Source organism: Paraburkholderia bryophila (assembly GCF_013409255.1).
Lineage (GTDB): Bacteria > Pseudomonadota > Gammaproteobacteria > Burkholderiales > Burkholderiaceae > Paraburkholderia.
In genome coordinates this window covers 2,912,308-2,935,850 of record NZ_JACCAS010000001.1, presented here as the reverse complement: position 1 = coordinate 2,935,850, position 23,543 = coordinate 2,912,308, and the positions used below count along the sequence as shown (strand labels likewise).

Below are 23,543 nucleotides of genomic sequence, written 5' to 3'. Positions count from 1 at the left end.
GGAGCGGTTTCGGGGTCGCCGTACCGCTTCCGTTTTGTTGAAAAGATCGGAAAGAGGGTCGCTCAACCAATCGTCATCAAATTCGCATTACCGCCGGCTGCCGCGGTATTCACGCTGACCGAGCGTTCCGTCAGCAGACGCTCCAGCGTGTAGTCCTCGTCGCCGCTTTCCAGCGCGCGCGCCGCGACGCCTTGCACCGACACGATCGGCCCGGTGCGCTTCGCCACTTCCTTCACCAGCGCGAGCAATTCGTCGCTATCGCCCTCAAACAGCACGGCGTCGAACGGTGTGTCGGCACTCTTCTTCACGCTCGCATGCGACTTCAGCGAGGCGGGCAGTTGCGACACCAATTGTTCGCCGGCCGCGCCTTCGAACAACGCGTGATTTCCGGTAGCCAGCGCCGCAGCGAACTGCACGCGCGCGCCGCTCGCCGTCGACGCCACACACAGCACCGTGCCGCGCGCGCCCAGCGTGTAGGTGTTGCGCTCGCCGGTGGGCCCCGACAATACCGCCGTTGCTCCTGCCGGCACATGCGACAGATAGCCGTCGCAACGTGCGGCCAATTGCGGCTGACGTTCGGCGATCAGCCAGTCACGCAACGCGGTCAGCGCGGCGGACGGATTGTCGCTGTTTTCATTGCCTTGCGGTACGTCGGCGATCAACGACTGCGCCAGCGACTTCGGCAAACCAGCCGGACGCTTGGCCAGCAGACGTTGCAGATACAACGCGCCGCCCGCTTTCGGACCCGTGCCCGACAGACCTTCGCCGCCGAACGGCTGCACACCCACCACCGCGCCGATCACGTTGCGGTTCACATAAATATTGCCGACGTGCGCGCGGCTGATCACGTGAGCGATCGTTTCGTCGATCCGCGTGTGAATGCCGAGCGTCAGGCCGTAACCCGTCGTGCGGATCTGTTCGAGCAACTTGTCCAACTGGCTGCGGCGATAACGCACCACGTGCAGCACCGGGCCGAACACTTCGCGCTTCAGTTCGTCGATGCTGTCGAGCTCGATCAGCGTCGGCGGCACGAAGGTGCCTTGCGCGCAGCCGTCCGGCATCGGCAGTTGTTCGATCTTGCGGCCTTTCTCGCGCATCGCCGCGACGTGCGCGTCGATACCGCGCTTCGCGTCGAGGTCGATCACCGGACCGACGTCGATCGACAAACGGTCCGGATTACCCACCGCCAGTTCGCGCATCGCGCCGGTCAGCATTTCGAGCGTGCGGTCCGCGACATCGTCCTGCAGACAAAGAACGCGCAACGCGGAACACCGTTGACCGGCCGAATCGAACGACGACTGCAACACGTCCGCCACCACCTGTTCGGCGAGCGCAGAGGAGTCGACGATCATCGCGTTCTGGCCGCCCGTTTCGGCGATCAGCGGAATCGGCTTGCCGTCCGGATCGAGGCGACTCGACAGCGTCTTGTTGATCAGACGCGCGACTTCGGTCGAGCCGGTGAACATCACCGCGCGGGTCCGCGGATCGGCCACCAACGCGGCACCGACCGTTTCGCCGTTGCCCGGCAGCAGTTGCACCGCACCGGCCGGCACGCCGGCTTCGCGCAGAATTCGCACGGCTTGCGCGGCGATCAGCGGCGTTTGCTCAGCCGGCTTCGCGAGCACGGTGTTGCCGGCGGCGAGCGCCGCGGCCACCTGGCCCATGAAAATCGCCAGCGGGAAATTCCACGGGCTGATACAAACCACCGGGCCGAGCGGCCGATGCGTGTCGTTCGAAAACTCGTTGCGAATCTGCGTCGAGTAGTAGCGCAGAAAGTCGATCGCTTCGCGGATTTCCGCGACGGCATTCGCCAGCGACTTGCCGGCTTCGCGCACCACCAGACCCATCAGCGTGTGCATCTGCGCTTCGAGCAGATCGGCGGCACGGGCAAGGCAATCGGCGCGCGCATCGACCGGCGTGGCTTGCCAGATCGGCGCGGCGGCCACGGCGTGAGCCAACGCGGCGCTCACGTGCTCCGGCGTCGATTCGACCACCGTGCCGACGAGGTCGCGCTGATCGGCGGGATTGCGCACGTCGCGTGCGGTGCCCACGGCGATCTCGTTGTCCTCGAGCATCGGCGCGGCGCGCCACGGATGATGCGCGCTCGCCAGCAACGCCGACGACAGCGACGCCAGCCGGTGTTCGTTCGACAGATCGAGGCCCATTGAATTGAGACGCTCGGCGCCGAACAGATTGCGCGGCAGCGGAATCTTCGCGTGCGGCGCGCCGAGCGGCGTGATCTTCGACGCTTCGTCGGACGGGTCGGCGATCAGGTCTTTAATAGCGACGTTTTCGTCGGCGATACGATTCACGAACGACGTGTTCGCGCCGTTCTCCAGCAGACGGCGCACGAGATACGCGAGCAGCGTTTCATGCGTGCCGACCGGCGCGTACACGCGGCACGGACGGTTCAGCTTCCCAGCGGACAGCGGGCCGGTCACTTCTTCGTACAGCGGTTCGCCCATGCCGTGCAGGCACTGGAACTCGTACTGGCCGGGATAGTAGTTGTTGCCCGCGAGGTGATAGATCGCCGACAGCGTGTGCGCGTTGTGCGTGGCGAACTGCGGATACACCGCGTCCGGCGCGCCGAGCAGCTTCTTCGCGCAGGCGAGGTACGACACGTCCGTATAGATCTTGCGCGTGTAGACCGGATAGCCTTCGAGGCCGTCCACTTGCGCACGCTTGATTTCGGTGTCCCAGTACGCGCCCTTCACGAGGCGCACCATCACGCGATGACGGCTGCGGCGCGCCAGATCGATCACGTAATCGATCACGAACGGGCAGCGCTTCTGATACGCCTGGATCACGAAACCGATGCCGTTCCAGCCCGCCAGTTCCGGATCGAAGCACAGCGCTTCGAGCAGATCCAGCGAGATTTCGAGGCGGTCGGCCTCTTCGGCGTCGATGTTCAAACCGATGTCGTAACGGCGCGCGAGGATCGCGAGCGAGCGCACGCGCGGCAGCAGTTCGCTCATGGTGCGTTCCTGCTGCGAACGCGAGTAGCGTGCGTGCAGCGCGGAGAGCTTGATCGAAATGCCCGGGCCTTCGTAGATGCCACGGCCGCCGGCGGCCTTGCCGATCGCGTGGATCGCCTGCTCGTACGACGCGTAGTAGCGCTGCGCGTCGGCTTCGGTAGTGGCCGCCTCGCCGAGCATGTCGTACGAGTAGCGGAAACCGCGCGCTTCGTACTTACGGCTGTTGGCCAGCGCTTCGGAGATGTTCTCGCCGGTGACGAACTGCTCGCCCATCAGGCGCATCGCCATGTCCACGCCCTTGCGGATCAACGGCTCGCCGCCCTTGCCGATCAAACGCGTGAGCGCCGACGAAAGACTCGTTTCGCTATTGGTCGTCACCAGCTTGCCGGTGATCATCAAACCCCACGTCGCGGCGTTGACGAACAGCGACGGCGCCTGGCCGACGTGCGACTTCCAGTCGCCCTTGCTGATCTTGTCGCGAATCAGCGCGTCACGCGTGGCGCGGTCAGGAATACGCAGCAGCGCTTCGGCGAGGCACATCAGCGCGACGCCTTCCTGGCTCGACAGCGAGAATTCGTGGATCAGCCCTTCGACGCCGCCACCCTTGCTCTTCGTACGCAGTGTCTCGACCAGCTTGTGAGCCATGGCTTGCACGTCGCCGGCGAGGTTGGCCGGCAAGCGCGCCTGACCCAGCAGGAACGGCACGCACTCCGGCTCCGGACGGCGGTAAGCGGCGGTGATCGCCGCGCGCAGCACCGACTGCGGTTGCACGTTTTGCGCGAAGTCGAGGAACGGATGCGACGCACCGTCTTCTTCCTGTTCGACCGCGGCGCCATCGGCCAGGTCGGCGGAACCCGTTACCCCGGACAACTCCGGCGGCAATTGGCCGTGCTCGATCTTTTCGAGGTAAGCGAAGATCGCCTGCTTGATGAGCCAATGCGGAGTGCGTTCGAGGCGAGTGGCGGCATCTTTCAGCCGGGAACGCAGGAGGTCGTCGACCTTGACGCCAAGGGTGGTGCTAGCCATGTTTCCTTCTTCGGATACCAGACGAATGCCCGGCGAAAGACTAAAAGTTGGCGAATCGTACGCCTCTCAATAAAAAGGTGCAACCATACCAAACATATGGTTGCACCTTCTTTAAATCCTTGCGGGGCGGGGGTTTGCGCCCGACGGCGCCGCGTGCGGCGGAGCGGGTTTCGATCAGTACTTTCCCTGGCGTGATTCTTTTTGCTTTTACCCTTATCAAACGGGACGGCGCGCCGTTATAGAGAACAGGGCGGCAAGCGGCCTCACGGCACGCAAAAAAACGAAACGGGGTTTGGCGTTTTAGAGGATCGGTGAAATGGAAAAGTGGCTGGTGGTATTGGGCATCTGGGCAATGTGTGCGACTTGCGCGGTGCTGTTTATTCGTGGCGCAACGGGCGGCGCGGACAAACGCTCGGCGGTCGAAGGACGCACGCGCGCGGCATCGCGTGCATCGGCCGGCGATACGCGGACAGCGTTGAACGATTGATTTGAGTTGATTGGTGCGCGTGCTGCGAATGACGCGCGTTGGCCGTCAGATGTCGAGTGGATCGACTTCGACACTCCAGCGCAGCACGCCTTTCAAGCCGCGCAGCAGCGGCTGCCACCCGCGCAAAGTTGCCTGCAAAGCCGCCCTTGACGCGCTTTCGATCAGCAACTGCGCGCGATGTACGTGCATCACCTTGACGATGGTGAGCGGCACTGCGTCGTAGACGGTCACGCGTTCAGCGGCCGGAATGCCGGTCAGCGCCGCGGCGGCCTGTTGCAGGAACGCAATCGCGGCCTCGAGCGTGCGCCCTTCGGCGCGCAGCAGGGCCTGATAAACGAACGGTGGCAAATGCGCGTCGCGGCGCTCGGCCAAGGTCGAATTGGCGAAGCCGACGTAGTCGTGACGACCCAACGCGTGATACAGCGCGTGGCGCGGATAACGCGTCTGCACCAGTACTTCGCCGGGCAAACCTGAGCGGCCGGCCCGGCCGCTCACCTGCATGAGTTGCGCGAAGAGACGCTCGCTCGCGCGGAAGTCGTGCGAAAACAGCGCGGTGTCCGCGTTCAGCACCCCCACCAGCGACACGCGCTGAAAGTCGTGGCCCTTCGCGATCATCTGCGTACCGACCAGAATATCGACTTCGCCGGCGTGAACGTCGGAGAACAGCGCCTGCGCGCTGCCTTTGCGGCGCGTGCTGTCGGCGTCGATGCGCAACACGCGGGCGCCGGGCACCGCGCTCGCGAGCGTTTCTTCGACGCGTTGCGTGCCGCGCCCCATCGGCTCGATGTCGACGTTGCCGCACTCGGGACACGAGCGCGGAATGCGCGACTCCCAGCCGCAGTGGTGGCAACGCAGCGCACGCTCGGGCTTGTGCAGCACCACGTAAGCGCTACAGCGCGGACAACCGGCGACCCAGCCGCAGGCGTCGCAGGCAAGTTGCGGCGCGTAGCCGCGACGGTTCAGGAATACGAGGCTTTGCTCGCCGCGTTCAAGCCGGGCCTTCAGCGCGGCAATCAGCGGCCCTGACAGACCTTCCACCGACGCCCGTCCGCGCCTCCGCTCTTCTTCCAGATCGATCAGCCTAACGGTGGGCAACACGGCGTCCGCCACCGCTCGGCGCGACAGCGTGAGGCGCTTGTAGCGCCCCTGGTCGGCCTGCCACCAGCTTTCCAGCGACGGCGTCGCCGAGCCGAGCACGACCGGCAAACCCAGTTGCTTGGCGCGATAGATCGCCAGATCGCGCGCCGAATAGCGCAAACCTTCCTGCTGCTTGTAGGCCGGATCGTGTTCTTCATCGACGACGATCACCGCCAGCTTCGGCAGCGACGCGAGGATCGCGAGCCGCGTGCCGAGCACGATACGGGCGCGACCGGTGTGCGCGGCGAACCAGTTGCGCGCGCGTTCGCCTTCCGCGAGACCGCTGTGCAGCGTGACGATCGACGTCCCTTCGAGCGCGGCAAAGCGGGCGCGGAAGGCCGCCTCGAATTGCGGTGTCAGATTGATTTCGGGGACGAGGACGAGCGCCTGGGCGTCCGGCTTGGCCGCGAGAATTTCGGCGAGCGCGCGTAGATAGACCTCGGTTTTGCCGCTGCCCGTCACGCCGTGCAGCAGGAACGGCGCGAAACCGTTCGCGTCGCGAATGGCCTCGACGGCGACGGCTTGTTCGTCGGTAAGCTTGGGTAGCGTGGGCGCGGGCGTCTCCGGTGATGCCGCTGCGCCGACTACGTCGGCCGCCTCGATCACCTCCAGCGCAACCCAGCCTTGCGTTAGCCATGCTTCGAAGGTTGCGATTGCTTTCGGGTGCAGCGCACGTGCGTCGGCGGCCAGCAGGAAATCGGCTTCGGTAAGTGCCTGGGCGAGCTTGCGCAGCGCGCTGGCGCGCGCCGGCAACGCGTCGGGCAACGCCGCGCGCCCTTCGGACGTGAGGCTGTAGCGCTCTTCGGGCGCGAACAGGCGCGACCAACGCGAAGCGTCGCGCAGCGCCTGAGGCAACGCCGGCAGCGCGACTTCGCCGAGGCCGCGTTGATAGTAGTCCGCGGCGAAGGCGGCCAACGCGAGCCATTCCGCCGACACCGGTGGACACGCCGTGCATACGGCGCTCACGGCGCGGAGCCGGTCGGACGGCACGTCACTGTGAGCGGTTACTTCGCAGACGAGCCCCACCACGTGGCGCTTGCCGAACGGCACGCTGACCAGCATGCCGGGCTCGGCGAGTTCGGGCGTGTCGCACCGGTAGTCGAACAGCGTCGGCAGCGGATGATCCAGCGCAACGCGGACGAACACGTCGCTCACGCGGCAAGCCGAAGCGGATGCACCGGCGCGGCACGACGCCGCATCTCCGTGCATGTTGAGCGCGTGCCGAACCCGTCGAAGTTAAAGTAAAACTTCAATTTCGGCGCTAAGTTTTGGATTCGGCTGAACAATTGCAATCGGTCCGCGTGCCTGTGGATAACTTTGTTGAGAACTTCGCTGGAAAGGCCCGCGAAGCGCGCCGCAGCGGCGTTCTGTGGGTTTCCGCACGTTTCGCCGCGAACCCCTGAAACCCTTGCCAGACAAGGCTTAGATCAAATGCGCCGGCAAAGTGCAAGGGCCACGGTACGACGAAAGCTTCTACCGCGCCGCAGCGTGAAGAATGTGCATAAGTCAAGTCTTGACTTTCTCAGGACCGCCATCCGACGGCCTGTGGCATGCCAATTTTCCCTTAGAGCGAGAGCCCACTTTGCCGCGTTGCAGCAAAAACGGTAACGATTACAGCATCACGCCGGTGCATGCGCGCCGCTTCGAATCGCCCGGCTATGACGATGCACTTCGTCAACGAGCTCGGCGACATTTTCCGGCGGCGTGAATTGCGAGATGCCGTGGCCCAGATTGAAGACATGGCCCGGATGATTGCCGAAGCTGTCGAGCACGGCGCGCGCTTCCATGCGGATCGCCGCCGGCGGCGCAAACAGCACCGACGGGTCGATATTGCCCTGCAGCGCCACCTTACCGCCGACACGTTCGCGCGCTTTGGAGAGATTCACGGTCCAGTCGAGGCCGACCGCGTCCACGCCGATCTCGGCGATTTCGTCGAGCCACAGGCCGCCGCCCTTCGTGAAGGTGATCACCGGCACTTTTTCGCCGTCGTGTTCGCGCTTCAACTGGCTCACCACCTGCTGGATGTACTGCAACGAGAAGCGTTGGTAGATGCCGTCAGCCAGTGCCCCGCCCCACGTGTCGAAAATCATGACGGCTTGCGCGCCGGCTTCGATCTGCGCGTTCAGGTACGCCGCCACCGAGCGCGCATTGATCTCGAGAATGCGATGCATCAGGTCCGGGCGCGCGTAGAGCATCGATTTGACGGTGCGGAAGTCGGCCGAACCGCCACCTTCAACCATGTAGCACGCGAGCGTCCACGGGCTGCCCGAAAAGCCGATCAGCGGCACGCGCTGGCGGCCTTGTGCGTCCGTGAGCGCGGTGCGGATTTCACGCACGGCGTCGGTCACGTAGCGCAGCGTGGCGTCGATATCCGGCACCGCGAGACGCGCGACGTCGTCTTCGGTGCGCACCGGGCGGGCGAATTTCGGCCCCTCTCCCGTGACGAACTCGAGGCCGAGGCCCATGGCGTCCGGCACCGTGAGGATGTCGGAAAACAGAATGGCGGCGTCGAGCGGATAGCGCTCGAGCGGTTGCAGCGTGACCTCCGTTGCGAACGCCGGGTTCTTCGCGAGCCCAAGGAAACTGCCCGCGCGGCCACGTGTGGCGTTGTATTCCGGCAGATAGCGGCCAGCTTGCCGCATCAACCAGATCGGCGTGTAGTCGGTCGGCTGGCGCAGCAGCGCGCGCAGGAAAGTGTCGTTCAGGAGTTTATGGGCCACGGTGCGTACGACTGAGGGCAAAGGGGCATTTTACCGGACCCGGCTCCCGGCATCGCGCTTGATGCGGGCAATAACTGTTGCGCAACCGGCCGGCGGCCGCGCCTGGTGGCGCCCAATGCCCATGACGACTCAGCTGAACGGCTAATGTTCAAGCCCGAATTGCCGGGCTATTATCCGACCACCTTACCGGACAATTACACGCACACAAGGAGACTCCATGAACAAGGCAGCACTCGCACTGCTCGGCGCACTGGCCGGGGTTTTGATGCACGCAGGGGTGGCCGTGGCGCAGACCAGCACCGCCGCGGCGCCCTCCCGGCTCGACGACATTCTTGCGCGCGGCACGCTGCGCGCGTGCACGACCGGCGACTACAAGCCTTACTCGTTCTACAAGCCGGACGGCCAGTTCGAGGGCATCGACATCGACATGACGGAGTCGCTCGCCAAGTCGCTCGGCGTGAAGGTGGAGTACGTCAAAACGTCGTGGTCGAATCTGATGAACGACTTCGTCGCCAAATGCGATATCGGCGTGGGCGGGGTGTCGCCGACGCTCGAACGGCAAAAGCGCGCATTCTTCACGCAGGCGTACATGGTGGACGGCAAAACGCCGATTGTTCGCTGCGACGACGTCAACAAGTATCAAACCGTCGCGCAGATCGACCAGCCGGGCACGCGGGTGATTGTCAACCCGGGCGGCACCAACGAACGGTTCGCGAAACAATACTTTCCGCATGCGAACCTCACTGTTTATCCGGACAACGTGACGATCTTCAAGCAGATCCTGGCCGGCAAGGCCGACGTGATGGTGACGGATGCGTCGGAAACCTTGCTGCAGCAAAAGCTGAATCCGGGCCTGTGTTCGGTGCATCCTGACAAACCGTTCCAGTACGGTGAGAAAGCCTGGCTGCTGCCGCGTGGCGACGTGACGTTCCAGCAGTATGTTGACCAGTGGCTGCACCTTGCACGCGCGACGGGCGAATATCAGGCGATCTCGGATAAATGGCTGAAATAAAGCCGCCAGGTTGAGCGGTGCGGGTCGGTTTTTTGAAGAACGGGCGGCGATTCGGCTCATTGATAGGGCCGCATCCCCCACAGGATCATGTAACGGAACGCCGACGAGTTAAGCGAAAGCCGAACAATGTGGCCGTATTGCCTCCCATGAATCGGCCCCGTCCCGGCCTTCTCCTTAGCTTGACGTTCCGCAATGCAGCACGCCGCAGTTCGTTTTATCTGATTAATTTCTCGAACCGGAAAAGCCCATGTAACACAGGCGATTCTTGAGAAAGAAGATGAGGATGCAACTATTTCATGCGGAATCGACTGAATGGATTACGCCGCGCCATGCGTCGCGAATAGCATCAATCAGGCGTATGAAATTGCGGGCAAGTCATCGGTAATACTTACGTTTAAAACGTTTTTATTTGGCAATATGTCCCGCAACGCCTTATCTGGCGGGCGTTACAACCTGAAACACTTTGTTACCGCGCTCGTAGATTAATTCGCCCACAATGCCCTCAACGGTTTCAACACGGATGTGGCTGGGTGTGTGGTGTGAGCGGATACGATGCACTTGCCGGTCGGCGTATGCCGAAGCCCTGTGAAGGGGCATCCCTGCTGGGGCCGTAGTCGACGCTGGGGCGTCGTCTCAGTTGGTTCCAACTTTGGTCTCCTCGCGCTAACCCCGTAGCGTGTGGTTTTTAGCGGGCTCCAGGCCCGCTTTTTTTTCGCCCGGTCAAACGTTTGCGCGGTACGGTATCGCGCCGGTTGGAGTCTGTTCGCAGCCAGCTAACGGCTCGCGCGGGCTTGCACAGCAAACGGTTTTGACCAATCTTCTCCATCCGGAAGCCGCGCCGCAAGATGACTTGCTGGCGCGGCGTCTGTCGATCGGCCGGCCCGCCCTAAAGTTAAGCCGTCTTGTTTTCCTGCAGCTTCAGTTCGCTGATCATCCGCTCGCGCATGATGAATTTCTGCACTTTGCCGGTCACCGTCATCGGCAATTCGTCGACGAAGCGGATGTACTTCGGCACCTTGTAGTGCGCAATCTGGCCTTGGCAGAATTGCTGGATATCTTCCGCGGTGGCCTGCTCACCGGAACGCAATACCACCCACGCGCAAACCTCCTCGCCGTATTTCGCATCCGGCACGCCAAACACCTGCACGCTCTGGATCTTCGGGTGGCGGAACAGAAACTCCTCGATCTCGCGCGGATAGATGTTCTCGCCGCCGCGAATCAGCATGTCTTTCAGCCGGCCGACGATGTTGCAGTAGCCGTCGGCGTCGAGCGTTGCCAGATCGCCGGTGTGCATCCAGCCATCTTCGATGCTTTCGCGCGTCTTCGCCTCGTCGCCCCAATAGCCTTGCATCACCGAATAGCCGCGCGTACAAAGCTCCCCGGTTTCGCCCACCGGAACTATCTCGCCGAGCGGATCGACGATCTTCACTTCAAGGTGCGGCTGGATACGGCCGACGGTTGTCGTTCGCTTGTCCAGCGGGTCCGTGGTCGAACTCTGGAACGACACCGGGCTCGTTTCCGTCATGCCGTAGGCAATGGTGATCTCGCTCAGGTGCATTCTGGAGACGACCTTCTTCATCGTCTCGATCGGACACGGTGAACCGGCCATGATGCCGGTGCGCAGGCGCGACAAATCGTATGTGGCGAAATCAGGGTGGTCGAGTTCGGCGATGAACATGGTCGGCACACCATGCAGCGCGGTGCATTTTTCTTCCGCAACCGCGGCCAGCGTCGCCGCCGGGTCGAAGCCCTCGCCGGGGAACACCATGTTGGCGCCGACCGACACGCACGCCAGCACCGACAACACCATGCCGAAGCAGTGATAAAGCGGCACGGGAATGCACAGGCCGTCCTGCTCGCTCAGGCACATCGCCATCGCGATATAGCGCGCATTGTTGACCACGTTCCGGTGCGTCAGCGTCGCGCCTTTCGGGTTGCCGGTCGTGCCGCTGGTGAACTGGATATTGATCGGCTCGTCGGCGTGCAGCGTCGCGGCGGCTGCGTCGAGTCTGGCGAGGTCGAACGTCGCACGGCCCTGCTCAACCACCTCCGAAAACGACAGCATGCCGGGCGTCTCGGTATCGCACATGCGGATCACGATCCGCAGCCCCGGCAGACGCGCGGCATGCAGGTCGCCGGGCGCGGCGCTCGCCAGTTCGGGCGCGAGCTCCTGCAGCATCTGCAGATACATCGACGACTTGAAGCGCTCCGCCGCAATGATCGCCTTGCAGTCCACCTTGTTCAGCGCGTATTCGAGTTCGGCCAGACGGTAGGCGGGATTGATATTCACCAGCACGGCGCCGATCCGCGCGGTGGCGAATTGGGTCAGCAGCCATTCGACGCGGTTGGGTGACCAGATCCCGACACGATCGCCCTTTACGATGCCGAGCGCGGCCAGCCCCGACGCGAGCACGTCGACTTCGTCGGCGAATTCCTGCCATGTCCAGCGGATGCCCTGCTCCCGGAAAACTACGGCCGGCCTGGTTGGAAAACGTTGTGCTGTGTCCCGAAGAAACTGACTCACCGTCGCATCGCTGAGCGGGACCTGCGTCGAGCCGCGCACGTAAGAGATGCCATCGCGGGGCTCGATGAGCGCACTTTCGTCTGTTACTTGACCTGCCATGGTGAAGTCTCCGAGAGGCAATCGTTGCTCTATTGAAATGAATTTGAAACCGATTGTGCCACTAGCGCCTAGCGCGGCGGCATCAAGTCTTACCCGCACCGCAGGCCGGTGGTGTTACCCCGTCATGCCCATTGACGAATTGTGTGGCGTTATCGACCGTGGTCATGGCGCGCGCGGTTAGCGTCCCCGGTCACCGCGAGCGCGGCGAAGATGGTGACGCGGAATGCCGGCGAAGGACAACGATCACCGTGGCTGTCCTGTTCGCTCACGCAAACCGAACGATCGCGACGCGCTAGTCGCTCGCGACCGGGTGGCGCCCCGAATCACCGCAGTTATTCCACGCCGGCCTATCCGGCAGCGCGATGATCGATGACGCCGTGAACTCGACGCTTCGAAGGAAATTGAAATGAGAGTAGTCAGCAACACGTTTCATCCGGCTGCGGACATGGCGGACACGCAAACCCGACTGGATGCGCCGAGGCCCACGCCGGCCTTGAATCCGCACGACGCGGCGAACGGCGGCGCCTCGCGCGAATTGGCGCCTGATTTTCCGCCCGCCTATGCCATTGAGCGCCCCGCAGGCGAGCTATCGCCGGTCACGCAGCAACCGGACCTCTATCGTGACGCGGGCGGCGGTCAATACCTCCATCACAATTCCAGCTGGTACCCGGTGCGCTACGACGCCGACAACGGCACTTTGCGCGTCTGGCAGCCCGACAGGGCCTACAAACCCCAATACCCGATACGGCGCGATGCCGACGGCAACTTCGCGCTGCATAACAACGTGGGACTCAAGGGCGGCGGTCTTTTCGACAAGACACCGGCCAACTCTTCGAGTCACGGCGCGGCGGACCACAACACCAATCGCCAGGCGCTCGGCACCCAACTCGGTGTGATCCGGAGTGTCAGCGAGCCGGGGAGCTACGCGAACAGCGTCAAACTCGTGAACGATGGACTTTCGCGATTGCAGGTCGGTTTATCCGACCAGGCCTTCGACCGGATATCGACCAATCTCAATCGCGTTCAAAACGGCAAGATGACGAACGCCGAAGCGTCGTCGTCGGAATATAGGACCTTCATGAACGACGTTCACGACTCGACGCTCTCGCAAGGCGATAGGAACTGGTCGCGTTTTGGCGCCTATCTGAATCGTTATGCGGGCGTCCCGTATCACGCCGAGACGGATATCGCCAACATGCATCTGAATCGAAACCAGGACCAACTGACGCGTCTGAACATGCAGGCGTTCGTTCAAAACGATCCAAAAGCCTGACGCGCCACATCGATCCGCAAGCGGACGTAAAAAAGGGCTCCTATCAGGAGCCCTTTTTCATTCTTGCCGTTCCGCCGGAGGTAGCGACACACGTCGCCAAATCTGGGAAACGCTTAACCGCTTTTAGTTCTGACCGCGCAGCTTGCGCAGACGCTGGATCGCAGCGAGCTGAGCCGTCGCGTACGCGAGTTCCGCTTGCGCGGTGGCGTACTCAAGGTTCGAACCCGTGTTCTGCAGCGCTTCTTCCGCACGCTTGCGTGCATCTTCAGCCTTGGCCTCGTCGAGATCCTTGCCACGAATTGCGGTGTCGGCGAGAACCGTCACAGCGCCCGGCTGGATTTCGAGGATGCCGCCAGCGACGAACACAAACTCTTCTTCGCCGTTTTCAGCTTCAATGCGCACCGCACCCGGACGAATCCGCGTGATGAGCGGCGTGTGGCCCGGCAGAATGCCGAGTTCACCGGCTTCGCCCGGCAGCGCGACGAACTTCGCCTGGCCCGAGAAGATCTGCTCTTCCGCGCTGACGACGTCTACTTTAATAGTTGCCATAAGTGTCGACTCCTGTCGACGAGAGTGGGCGCTTTAGCGCTTCCCCTCGTCTCATGCAAGGCTGGGTTGAACGTAGTAAGAGGCGCCGGCTTTGCGTTCCGCTACCGTTCGGTACCGATACGCGCGAGGCCGGCGCCCGCTTCGTTACACCCGACCTTTACTGGATCTTCTTGGCCTTTTCGAAGGCTTCGTCGATCGTGCCGACCATGTAGAACGCTTGTTCCGGCAGGTGGTCGCACTCGCCTTCAACGATCATCTTGAAGCCACGGATCGTTTCCTTCAGCGGCACGTACTTGCCCGGCGAGCCCGTGAACACTTCAGCGACGTGGAACGGCTGCGACAGGAAACGCTGAATCTTACGAGCGCGCGCAACGGCGAGCTTGTCTTCCGGCGCGAGTTCGTCCATGCCCAGAATCGCGATAATGTCGCGCAGTTCCTTGTAGCGCTGCAGCGTTTGCTGCACGCCGCGCGTGATTGCGTAGTGCTCTTCGCCGATCACGTTCGGGTCGATCTGACGCGAGGTCGAATCGAGCGGGTCGACTGCCGGGTAGATACCCAGCGAAGCGATGTCACGCGACAACACGACGGTTGCGTCCAAGTGGCCGAAAGTCGTAGCCGGCGACGGGTCGGTCAAGTCATCCGCAGGGACGTACACGGCCTGCACCGACGTGATCGAGCCAGTCTTGGTCGACGTAATACGCTCTTGCAGCTTACCCATTTCTTCAGCCAAAGTAGGCTGATAGCCCACTGCCGACGGCATACGGCCGAGCAGTGCCGACACTTCCGTGCCTGCCAGCGTGAAACGGTAGATGTTGTCGACGAAGAACAGCACGTCCAGACCTTCGTCACGGAAGTGCTCAGCCATCGTCAGGCCGGTCAGCGCAACGCGCAGACGGTTGCCCGGCGGCTCGTTCATCTGGCCGTACACCAGCGCGACCTTGTCGAGAACGTTCGAGTCCTTCATTTCGTGATAGAAGTCGTTCCCTTCGCGGGTACGCTCGCCAACACCGGCGAACACGGAGTAACCACCGTGTTCCTTAGCGATGTTGTTGATCAGTTCCATCATGTTCACGGTCTTGCCCACACCGGCGCCGCCGAACAGACCCACCTTGCCGCCCTTCGCGAACGGGCAGATCAGGTCGATAACCTTGATGCCGGTTTCGAGCAGTTCGGTCGACGGCGACAGTTCGTCGAACGCCGGAGCCTTCTGGTGAATACCGCGAACCACGTCCGAGTTGATCGGGCCGGCTTCGTCGATCGGGCGACCCAGCACGTCCATGATCCGGCCCAGAGTCGGCTTGCCGACCGGCACGCTGATCGGCTTACCCGTGTTTTTCACGACCGTACCGCGACGCAGGCCGTCCGATGCACCCAGACAGATGGTACGGACAACGCCGTCGCCCAGTTGTTGCTGGACTTCGAGGGTCAGTTCCGAACCTTCGAGAATGAGCGCGTCGTAAATCTTCGGCATGGTTGCACGCGGGAATTCCACGTCGATCACCGCGCCGATGCACTGTACGATCTTGCCTTCTACCAAAGCAGTAGTACTCATCGCTTTTCCTTTAGATACTCAATTCTTCACTCGCGCAAAGGCGCAGTTTCGGTGGGGTCGCCTGGACGGGTGCGCCACACGGGCACACCCGTGGCAGCTTGCTTGACCGTCACGGTCAGACAGCCGCCGCGCCACCGACGATTTCCGACAGTTCTTTCGTGATCGCGGCCTGACGGCTCTTGTTGTACACGAGCTGCAGTTCGTTGATGACCGTCTTCGCATTGTCCGAAGCGGCCTTCATCGCGACCATTCGTGCCGACTGCTCCGATGCCATGTTTTCCGCGACGGCCTGATAGACCAGCGCTTCGACATAACGCACCAGCAGTTCGTCCACCACTGCCTGCGCATCCGGCTCGTAGATGTAGTCCCACTGCGTGCTCGGCGTCGTGCCGTCTACTTCCTTGCGCTCGAACTGTTCTGCCGACAGCGGCAGCAGTTGCTCGATCACCGGCTCCTGCTTCATCGTGTTGACGAAGCGCGTGTACGCGAGGTACACCGCCGAAACCTTGCCTTCCGAGTACAGGTCGAGCTGCACCTTCACCGCGCCGATCAGCTTTTCCAGATGCGGCGTATCGCCCAGATGCACGACGTTCGACACCACCTTGGCGCGCAAACGGTTCAGGAAACCCAAACCCTTGGTGCCGATCGCAGTTGCTTCGATCGTCTTGCCCTGGCCTTCCAGTTCCTTGAACTTCTGCACCGACGCACGCAGCACGTTGGTATTCATGCCGCCGCACAGACCCTTGTCGGTCGTCACGAGGATGATGCCGGCCGCCTTCGCGCCTTCGTTCGACACCATGAACGGGTGACGATACTCCGGGTTCGCACGGCTCATGTGTGCAGCGATATCGCGGACCTTGTCGGCATACGGGCGAGCAGCGCGCATGCGCTCCTGAGCGCGGCGCATCTTCGATGCGGCCACCATCTCCATCGCTTTCGTGATCTTGCGCGTGTTTTGCACGCTCTTGATCTTGCCGCGAATTTCCTTCATTCCAGCCATTGCTTGCTCCTTGTCGGCCCGAGTTAGCGCTTTAGCACTGACTCGGGCCCATCGAAGCAGCGCGGGAGCATTCTCATGCGGCCCGCGCCGCTTCAAGGTCCGTTTATGCCTTGCGGATCACTCGCGGATCAATAAGCGCCGGACTTCTTGAAGTCTTTGAGGGCCGTGTGCAGCAGGCCTTCGTCGTCCTTCGAGAGTTCCTTGGTATCTTCGATGCGCTTGACCAGGTCAGCGTGGCTCGACTTCAGATGTTCGCGCAGGCCCTTTTCGAACGGCAGGACTTGCGAGACTTCCAGATCGTCGAGGTAACCGTTGTTCGCGGCGAACAGCGCGACCGCCAGTTCCCACACTTGCAGCGGTTGATACTGCGGCTGCTTCAGCAATTCCGTCACGCGGCGGCCGCGCTCCAGTTGCTTGCGGGTCGCTTCGTCGAGGTCCGACGCGAACTGCGCGAACGCAGCCAGCTCACGGTACTGCGCGAGGTCGGTACGGATACCGCCCGACAGCTTCTTCACGACCTTGGTCTGAGCCGCACCACCAACGCGCGACACCGACACGCCGGCGTTAATGGCCGGGCGGATACCTGCGTTGAAAAGGTCGGTTTCCAGGAAGATCTGGCCGTCGGTAATCGAGATCACGTTCGTCGGAACGAATGCGGTCACGTCGCCCGCTTGCGTTTCAATGACCGGCAGTGCCGTCAGCGAACCGCTCTTGCCCTTCACTTCGCCGTTCGTGAACTTCTCGACGTACTCTTCCGAGACGCGAGCCGCACGTTCCAGCAGACGCGAGTGCAGATAGAACACGTCACCCGGATAAGCTTCACGGCCCGGCGGACGGCGCAGCAGCAGAGAGATCTGACGGTATGCCCAAGCTTGCTTGGTCAAATCGTCATACACGATCAGCGCGTCTTGACCGCGGTCGCGGAAGTATTCGCCCATCGTGCAGCCGGCGTACGGTGCGAGGTATTGCATCGCAGCCGATTCCGACGCCGAAGCGGCGACGACGATCGTGTATTCCAGCGCGCCGGTTTCTTCCAGCTTGCGAACCACGTTCATGATCGACGAAGCCTTCTGGCCGATCGCGACGTAGATACAGAAGAGGTTCTTGCCCTTCTGGTTGATGATCGCGTCGACAGCGACTGCGGTCTTGCCGCACTGGCGGTCGCCAATGATCAGCTCACGCTGGCCACGGCCAACCGGCACCATCGCGTCGATCGACTTCAGACCGGTTTGGACCGGTTCCGAAACCGACTTACGCCAGATCACGCCCGGTGCAATCTTTTCGATTGCGTCGGTTTTCTTCGCGTTGATCGGGCCCTTGCCGTCGATCGGGTTGCCGAGTGCATCGACCACGCGGCCGAGCAGTTCCGGACCCACCGGCACTTCGAGAATGCGGCCCGTCGTCTTGACGATGTCGCCTTCCGAAATGTGTTCGTACTCACCCAGAATCACGGCGCCGACCGAGTCGCGCTCGAGGTTCAGCGCGAGACCGAAGGTGTTGCCCGGAAATTCGAGCATTTCGCCTTGCATCACTTCCGACAGGCCGTGAATACGCACGATACCGTCGGTCACGGAGATCACGGTGCCCTGGTTGCGAACGTCTGCGCTCGCGTCAAGGCCCTGGATCCGGCTCTTGATCAGCTCGCTGATCTCAGAGGGATTGAGTTGCATTATTCGCTCCTGATAGTCAATTCTGTTGCGTGCCAGCCGCTTCAGCGCGTTACGCGCTTCAGGCCGTCAGAGCCGTCTGCATGCTGGCAAGCCGCGCGCGGACCGAGGTATCGAGCACTTCGTCGCCAACCGTCACGCGCACACCGCCAATCAGCGACGAGTCGACTTCGACCGTCGGCTTCAGCTTGCGGTGGAACTTGCGTTCGAGACTTGCGACGAGGTCGTTCAACTGCGCGCCTTCGAGCGGGAATGCGCTGACGATCAGCACATCGGCCGCCCCTTCGCGGGCATTCTTCAACTCTTCGAACTGCGTAGCGATTTCCGGCAGCAATTGCAGGCGATGGTTATCCACCAGCATTTGCACCAGATTCTTCGCTTGCGCGTCGTCCTTGAGCGGCGACTTGACCGCGGCCAGCAGCAGTTCGCTGACTTGGGCGCGGCTTACTTTCGGGCTCGAGGCGATCGACAGCACTTCGGGCAGACGCGCAACCTGTGCCAGCTCCTGCACGAGCGTGGACCAGGCGGCGATGTCACCAGCTTCGGCCACGCCAAACAGCGCTTCTGCGTACGGACGGGCGATGGTTGCAAGTTCGGCCATGATCAGAGCTCGGCTTTCAGTTGATTCAGCAGGTCAGCGTGAGCTGCCTGGTCGACTTCGCGCTTCAGGATCTGTTCAGCGCCCTTCACTGCGAGTGAAGCGACTTCGCCGCGCAGCGTTTCGCGCGCCTTCACGACTTGCTGGTCCGCGTCGGCCTTCGCTTGCGCGATGATGCGAGCGGCTTCAGCGTGTGCTTGCGCCTTGATTTCGTCAGCGACTGTCACAGCGCGCTTTTCTGCGTCGGCAATACGTTGCTGACCGTCGTTGCGTGCCTGAGCGAGTTCCTGGTCGACGCGCTTATGAGCGGCTTCGAGTTCAGCCTTGCCCTTTTCAGCAGCCGACAAACCGTCAGCAATCTTCTTCGAGCGCTCGTCGAGGGCGTTGATCAACGGCGGCCACACGAACTTCATCGTGAACCACGCGAGGATCAGGAACACGACCATTTGCGCAAACAGGGTTGCGTTAAGATTCACGGTGTTTCCTTAAACGTTGCTAGTTCGGAAAGTGAAACGGCAAGGCGCTCATCGATTCTGTATTCGATCAGCGCCCAAGTGCCCGTTCCGCCCTGCGCCTTTACCAGTTATAGCTCAGGCGCAAACTTCCGAGGAACCTCAGCCTGCCAGCTTCGACAGCAGCGGGTTCGCGAACGCGAACAGCATTGCCACACCAACGCCAATCAGAAACGCCGCATCGATCAGACCAGCCAGCAGGAACATCTTGGTTTGCAGCGGGTTCATCAATTCCGGCTGACGAGCACATGCTTCGATGTACTTGCCGCCCATCAGGCCGATACCGATACAGGCGCCGATTGCACCCAGGCCGATGATGATGCCGATACCGATGGCGGTCAGACCCTGGATGTTGGCGATGAAAGCTTGCATGATCACTCCTTTGTGAAAAGTCTTTTAGAACTGGTTGGAACTGGGATTTAAAAAACTAAAGCTAAAACCAAAAACTATTCGCGACGTGCAGCCGCTACTAGTGGGTATCGTGAGCCTGGCCGAGGTACACCAGCGTCAGCATCATGAAAATGAACGCCTGCAGCAGAACGATCAAAATGTGGAAGATCGCCCAAACCGTGCCTGCGATCACATGGCCGATGAAGCCAAGCACCGACACGTCCGCGCCGAAACCCCACATGCTCCCGAGCAGGGCAATCAGCAGGAACAACAGTTCGCCCGCGTACATGTTGCCGAACAGCCGCATGCCGAGCGAGACCGTCTTGGCGACGAACTCGATGATGTTCAGTGCAAGGTTCGGGATCCACAGCAGCGGATGCGCACCGAACGGAGCGGACAGCAGTTCATGCACGAAGCCGCCGGCGCCCTTGATCTTGATGTTGTAGTAAATCATCAGCGCGAACACACCGAGGGCGATACCGAGCGTACCGTTCAGGTCGGCGGTCGGCACGATGCGGTGGTGCGGGATGACTTCGGACAGACCCAGCAAGCCAATGATCTTGCCCGGCAGGTCCACAGGGATAAAGTCGAGCGAGTTCATCAGCGCGACCCAGACGAACACGGTCAGGGCCAGCGGTGCGATGAAGGTACGCGAGCCGTGGATCATCGACTTCGATTGATCCTCGACCATTTCGACCAGCATTTCGATCGCGCACTGGAAACGGCCCGGCACGCCGGACGTTGCCTTGCGGGCAGCGAGATGCAGAATGAAGATGGTGGCCAGACCGCAAACGATCGACCAGAAAAGGGTGTCCAGATTCCACACGTGAATGTCGAAAATCGACGTCTGATGCGCGGTGGAAAAGTTCTGCAAGTGGTGCGCGATGTACTCGGACGGATCCATTGCGCGCGTGCCTTCGCTAGCTGCCATATCGTTAAAGCCACCCAAATTGTCGAAAATCGTCTTAGGCCGTTCCCGCAGCAATGCTGTATTGCGGGAACACGCCGGGTGCGGATCGTGTCATATCCGCACTCCTGATGCCAGCGCTGCGCGCCAGCCTGAATTTTGTGCTGCTTTGTTCCTGCACCCTTAGCGCCAGGCTAAGGCGATCCAGTACGTCTTGAGCGCGACGAGGTAGGTCACGAGCAGCGGAACCCAGCTTACGTCGTGATACCAGAAGGCGATGACTACAAACATCGCGATCGTTGTCCCCATCTTGAGCGCTTCGCCAATCATCCAGCTCATGGCTGTTGTGGCGCCGCTCAGCGTTCTAAGTCGTGCCGCGAACAACGCGCTCGGCACCCAGCAGATCGCTCCCCCCAGGAATGCGGACAGCGCAGCATCGCCCGGTGGCTTGTAGAACAGCCACCACAGCAGCGTTGCACCCAGGGACAAAACCATTTGCGCCGCCACGACCTTGAAAGGCGTAACGCGCGATGGACGACTCACATTCGGACCAAACAGCTTTTCAGCTTCGGTCCGCGTGAGCGGAACGATATTGTTATCTTGCTGCTCGACATCCCACGCTTCGTCAGAAGGGACTCGCTGACCGGTGGACGCAACGGAAGCGGTGCGTTCAGCGGATTCGTCGTGCCCATTCTTCGGCGCTTGATTCGACGTTTTGACCGCCATCGCAGTGTTCCGAAAGTCTTGTTCCAGCCCGCCAGCTTACGCTGCGCTTACGGGGTTGCCGTGCAATTAAATCCGGGCGATTGTAAGCGATAGTTGCAGGCAATTCAAGACTTTAGGCCGTTCAATAAGCTGCGTGAAACCGGCCCTCACGATGCGGGAATGGCCGCCCGGCGGGGCAAAACGCGCCAAATGTAAGGCGGCTGGGGGGCGGTAAAACATGCGCATTGAATCGCGCCAATTTGCGCCCGCGCAAACGGGCTTTTAACGCCGTAACGGCCGTCTCGAAAACGCAACAAACGCCGATTTTTGCGCGCGCGGGTGGACAGGCGGGGCGGCGTTGGGTAGGCAGTCGGCTTCGTAGATCGCGCTAGCTGTGAAGGCCAAGCCACGTACATCTGCATTCCTGATTATTCAAGGCAGGATTTAGTTAGGATTCCAGCACGCTCTGATAGATAGGCGGCGACTCGATCAACGCTGCGTGCTTGCATCGATTGGCCTACTCCGGCGCGGTTGATAACCCGGCAACGCACCAAATAGCTTGCGAACGAAATCTCGCCCCGATCCGTCGCAAGCCCCCTACTTCAGCTCGCCAATCAGACAGCGGCAGCGTTACCACGCAAGCGCACCAGAATACCTTCCAGCGCATCCAGATCGCCGAAGTCGACCAGCACCTGCCCTCGCCCCCGTCGGCCGAGCTTGATCTTCACCGTCGACGCCAGCAAATCGGACAGCTCTTCCTCAAGCCGCCGCGTGTCGCGCCCGCCGTCCGGATTCACCCGCGCCTTCACCGCCGGCGCGGCCTTGGTGGTCGTCGTGACCAGCTTCTCGGTCTCACGCACCGACATGCGTTTATTGACGACCTGATTGGCCAGCGTGATCTGCGTCGCGGCGTCCACGGCCAGCAGCGCGCGCGCATGGCCCATGTCGAGATCGCCGGCGAGCAACATGGTCTGTACCGGCGACGCCAGGTTGAGCAGGCGCAGCAGGTTCGATACCGCACTGCGCGAACGCCCCACCGACTCCGCCGCCTGCTCGTGCGTGAAATTGAACTCGTCGAGCAGACGCTGGATGCCCTGCGCCTCTTCCAGCGGGTTCAGATCCTCGCGCTGAATGTTCTCGATCAGCGCCATCGCCGCGGCGGCCTGATCCGGCACATCCCTGACGAGCACCGGCACTTCGCTCAGGCCAGCAAGCCGCGCCGCGCGGAAGCGCCGCTCGCCCGCGATAATTTCGTACTTGTCCGCGGACACGGGACGTACCAGGATCGGCTGCATCACACCCTGAGCGCGGATGCTCGCCGCCAGTTCCTGCAACGCGCCTTCGTCCATGCGAGTGCGCGGCTGATACTTGCCCGCCTGCATCTTGCTAAGCGGCAGCACGTTCGGCGCGCCTTCAATGGCAACGGCCTCGGTGATATCCGCGCTGCCACCCAGCAGTGCTTCAAGGCCGCGACCCAATCCCTTCTTTCTCGCTACTGCGTTCATCGTGCTTCCTCGATCCGCTTAGGATGCCTGGGGCGCGTCATTCAACGCGCGTACCCGTTCAATCATTTCCGCGCCGAACTGCACGTATGCCTGCGCGCCGCGCGATGCGCGGTCGAACACCACGCCCGGCAAACCGTAGCTGGGCGCTTCGGCCAGACGCACGTTGCGCGGGATCACCACGTCGAATACCTTGTCACCGAAATGCTCTTTCAGTTGATCGGAGACTTGCTGCTGCAGCGTGATGCGCGGATCGAACATGACGCGCAACAGGCCGATCACCTTCAGGTCGCGGTTCAGGTTGGCGTGCACCTGCTTGATGGTGTTGACCAGATCCGACAGACCTTCGAGCGCGAAGTACTCGCACTGCATCGGAATCACGACGCCGTGTGCGGCGCACAGGCCGTTGAGCGTCAGCAGCGACAAAGCCGGCGGGCAATCGATCAGCACGAAATCGTATTCGCCTTCGACCGCGGCAAGCGCGTTCTTCAATTGACGCTCACGGTTCTGGACGCTGACCAGCTCGACCTCGGCACCGGCGAGTTCGCGATTCGCCGGCAGTACGTCGTAGCCCACCGCTTCGGGTCGCACTCGCGCATCCGTCACCGCGACGCCATCCACGAGCACTTCGTAGACCGTAGTCGCGCAGGCGGCCTTATCGATGCCGCTACCCATCGTGGCGTTACCCTGCGGGTCCAGGTCGATGAGAAGGACACGCTGTCCCTGCGCTGCCAAGCTCGCGGCCAGATTGACTGTGGTCGTCGTCTTGCCGACGCCGCCTTTCTGGTTCGCAACGCAGAAGATTTTTGCCATCGTTGGTGTGTCCCTTTTGCTGCCTGGATGAAGTGAGTAAAGCTTGCTGCTGATACGGGGTGCGGCTAATGGCGCTAGTGGCCCGCCCACGAAGT

General features: G+C 61.9%; 18 protein-coding genes. 3 read left to right on the top strand and 15 right to left on the bottom strand.

Translation table 11 applies throughout. The features are described from left to right. Nucleotides 1-62 precede the first annotated feature (62 nt). The gene (gene putA / locus GGD40_RS12995) at nt 63-4,001 is read right to left on the bottom strand and encodes a trifunctional transcriptional regulator/proline dehydrogenase/L-glutamate gamma-semialdehyde dehydrogenase (protein ID WP_179743936.1); all 3,939 of its coding nucleotides are present in this window, start codon (nt 3,999-4,001) and stop codon (nt 63-65) included. Between the two features lie 316 nt (nt 4,002-4,317). Between putA and GGD40_RS12990 the strand changes: the two genes are divergently transcribed. Continuing rightward, the gene (locus GGD40_RS12990) at nt 4,318-4,488 is read left to right on the top strand and encodes a hypothetical protein (protein WP_179707691.1); all 171 of its coding nucleotides are present in this window, start codon (nt 4,318-4,320) and stop codon (nt 4,486-4,488) included. A 45-nt stretch (nt 4,489-4,533) separates the two neighbouring features. Here the strand turns inward: GGD40_RS12990 and GGD40_RS12985 are convergent, their stop codons facing one another. Both GGD40_RS12985 and hemE read right to left on the bottom strand, forming a co-directional pair. Further along, a complete protein-coding gene (locus tag GGD40_RS12985) occupies nt 4,534-6,780 on the bottom strand; it encodes a primosomal protein N' (RefSeq protein WP_179744943.1) in 2,247 nt (748 codons plus the stop codon). Between the two features lie 464 nt (nt 6,781-7,244). Continuing rightward, on the bottom strand, nt 7,245-8,345 hold the full coding sequence (gene hemE, locus GGD40_RS12980) for a uroporphyrinogen decarboxylase (protein ID WP_105510148.1): 1,101 nt from the start codon (nt 8,343-8,345) through the stop codon (nt 7,245-7,247). 217 nt (nt 8,346-8,562) lie between these two features. On the opposite strand from hemE, the gene GGD40_RS12975 reads away from it, so the two are divergent. Beyond that, complete coding sequence (locus GGD40_RS12975) at nt 8,563-9,357, top strand: transporter substrate-binding domain-containing protein (RefSeq protein ID WP_179707687.1); 795 nt, start codon at nt 8,563-8,565, stop codon at nt 9,355-9,357. 892 nt (nt 9,358-10,249) lie between these two features. Here the strand turns inward: GGD40_RS12975 and GGD40_RS12970 are convergent. Then, nucleotides 10,250-11,980 (bottom strand): AMP-binding protein, encoded by a 1,731-nt coding sequence (locus tag GGD40_RS12970; RefSeq protein WP_179743935.1) that lies wholly within the window; start codon nt 11,978-11,980, stop codon nt 10,250-10,252. A 406-nt stretch (nt 11,981-12,386) separates the two neighbouring features. On the opposite strand from GGD40_RS12970, the gene GGD40_RS12965 reads away from it, so the two are divergent. Further along, a complete protein-coding gene (locus tag GGD40_RS12965) occupies nt 12,387-13,253 on the top strand; it encodes a hypothetical protein (protein WP_179743934.1) in 867 nt (288 codons plus the stop codon). A 123-nt stretch (nt 13,254-13,376) separates the two neighbouring features. On the opposite strand, the gene GGD40_RS12960 is transcribed toward GGD40_RS12965, so the two are convergent. The 11 genes from GGD40_RS12960 to GGD40_RS12910 form a co-directional block, all read right to left on the bottom strand. Further along, nucleotides 13,377-13,802 (bottom strand): F0F1 ATP synthase subunit epsilon, encoded by a 426-nt coding sequence (locus GGD40_RS12960; RefSeq protein ID WP_012434800.1) that lies wholly within the window; start codon nt 13,800-13,802, stop codon nt 13,377-13,379. Between the two features lie 157 nt (nt 13,803-13,959). Beyond that, entirely contained in the window at nt 13,960-15,354 is a 1,395-nt protein-coding gene (gene atpD, locus GGD40_RS12955) for a F0F1 ATP synthase subunit beta (protein WP_179707681.1), read from the bottom strand. Nucleotides 15,355-15,469: 115 nt separating this feature from the next. Next, nucleotides 15,470-16,354, bottom strand: coding sequence for a F0F1 ATP synthase subunit gamma (gene atpG / locus GGD40_RS12950; RefSeq protein ID WP_179743933.1), 885 nt, complete (start codon nt 16,352-16,354; stop codon nt 15,470-15,472). Nucleotides 16,355-16,482: 128 nt separating this feature from the next. Beyond that, nucleotides 16,483-18,024 carry a F0F1 ATP synthase subunit alpha gene (atpA, locus tag GGD40_RS12945; RefSeq protein ID WP_179743932.1) on the bottom strand — a complete coding sequence of 514 codons (1,542 nt, stop codon included), beginning with the start codon at nt 18,022-18,024 and terminating at the stop codon, nt 16,483-16,485. 58 nt (nt 18,025-18,082) lie between these two features. Beyond that, entirely contained in the window at nt 18,083-18,622 is a 540-nt protein-coding gene (locus GGD40_RS12940; protein ID WP_035554356.1) for a F0F1 ATP synthase subunit delta, read from the bottom strand. Nucleotides 18,623-18,624: 2 nt separating this feature from the next. Then, nucleotides 18,625-19,095 carry a F0F1 ATP synthase subunit B gene (locus GGD40_RS12935; RefSeq protein ID WP_035554353.1) on the bottom strand — a complete coding sequence of 157 codons (471 nt, stop codon included), beginning with the start codon at nt 19,093-19,095 and terminating at the stop codon, nt 18,625-18,627. Nucleotides 19,096-19,233: 138 nt separating this feature from the next. Further along, nucleotides 19,234-19,503 (bottom strand): F0F1 ATP synthase subunit C, encoded by a 270-nt coding sequence (gene atpE / locus GGD40_RS12930; protein WP_007180033.1) that lies wholly within the window; start codon nt 19,501-19,503, stop codon nt 19,234-19,236. Between the two features lie 97 nt (nt 19,504-19,600). Then, a complete protein-coding gene (gene atpB, locus GGD40_RS12925) occupies nt 19,601-20,452 on the bottom strand; it encodes a F0F1 ATP synthase subunit A (protein ID WP_035554351.1) in 852 nt (283 codons plus the stop codon). Nucleotides 20,453-20,611: 159 nt separating this feature from the next. Beyond that, nucleotides 20,612-21,154: an ATP synthase subunit I gene (locus tag GGD40_RS12920; protein ID WP_035554350.1), complete on the bottom strand. Its 543-nt coding sequence runs from the start codon at nt 21,152-21,154 to the stop codon at nt 20,612-20,614. 593 nt (nt 21,155-21,747) lie between these two features. Continuing rightward, nucleotides 21,748-22,638 (bottom strand): ParB/RepB/Spo0J family partition protein, encoded by an 891-nt coding sequence (locus GGD40_RS12915; protein ID WP_179707672.1) that lies wholly within the window; start codon nt 22,636-22,638, stop codon nt 21,748-21,750. An 18-nt stretch (nt 22,639-22,656) separates the two neighbouring features. Next, nucleotides 22,657-23,448, bottom strand: a complete 792-nt coding sequence (locus GGD40_RS12910; RefSeq protein WP_179707671.1) for a ParA family protein — start codon at nt 23,446-23,448, stop codon at nt 22,657-22,659. Between the last annotated feature and the right edge of the window lie 95 nt (nt 23,449-23,543).

Bases quoted from the DNA above. Each gene is read 5' to 3' on its own strand.
- putA (WP_179743936.1), bottom strand. From the start codon at position 4,001: ATGGCTAGCACCACCCTTGGCGTCAAGGTCGACGACCTCCTGCGTTCC.
- GGD40_RS12990 (WP_179707691.1), top strand. From the start codon at position 4,318: ATGGAAAAGTGGCTGGTGGTATTGGGCATCTGGGCAATGTGTGCGACT.
- GGD40_RS12975 (WP_179707687.1), top strand. From the start codon at position 8,563: ATGAACAAGGCAGCACTCGCACTGCTCGGCGCACTGGCCGGGGTTTTG.
- GGD40_RS12970 (WP_179743935.1), bottom strand. From the start codon at position 11,980: ATGGCAGGTCAAGTAACAGACGAAAGTGCGCTCATCGAGCCCCGCGAT.
- GGD40_RS12965 (WP_179743934.1), top strand. From the start codon at position 12,387: ATGAGAGTAGTCAGCAACACGTTTCATCCGGCTGCGGACATGGCGGAC.
- GGD40_RS12960 (WP_012434800.1), bottom strand. From the start codon at position 13,802: ATGGCAACTATTAAAGTAGACGTCGTCAGCGCGGAAGAGCAGATCTTC.
- atpD (WP_179707681.1), bottom strand. From the start codon at position 15,354: ATGAGTACTACTGCTTTGGTAGAAGGCAAGATCGTACAGTGCATCGGC.
- atpG (WP_179743933.1), bottom strand. From the start codon at position 16,354: ATGGCTGGAATGAAGGAAATTCGCGGCAAGATCAAGAGCGTGCAAAAC.
- atpA (WP_179743932.1), bottom strand. From the start codon at position 18,024: ATGCAACTCAATCCCTCTGAGATCAGCGAGCTGATCAAGAGCCGGATC.
- GGD40_RS12940 (WP_035554356.1), bottom strand. From the start codon at position 18,622: ATGGCCGAACTTGCAACCATCGCCCGTCCGTACGCAGAAGCGCTGTTT.
- atpE (WP_007180033.1), bottom strand. From the start codon at position 19,503: ATGCAAGCTTTCATCGCCAACATCCAGGGTCTGACCGCCATCGGTATC.
- atpB (WP_035554351.1), bottom strand. From the start codon at position 20,452: ATGGCAGCTAGCGAAGGCACGCGCGCAATGGATCCGTCCGAGTACATC.
- GGD40_RS12920 (WP_035554350.1), bottom strand. From the start codon at position 21,154: ATGGCGGTCAAAACGTCGAATCAAGCGCCGAAGAATGGGCACGACGAA.
- GGD40_RS12915 (WP_179707672.1), bottom strand. From the start codon at position 22,638: ATGAACGCAGTAGCGAGAAAGAAGGGATTGGGTCGCGGCCTTGAAGCA.
- GGD40_RS12910 (WP_179707671.1), bottom strand. From the start codon at position 23,448: ATGGCAAAAATCTTCTGCGTTGCGAACCAGAAAGGCGGCGTCGGCAAG.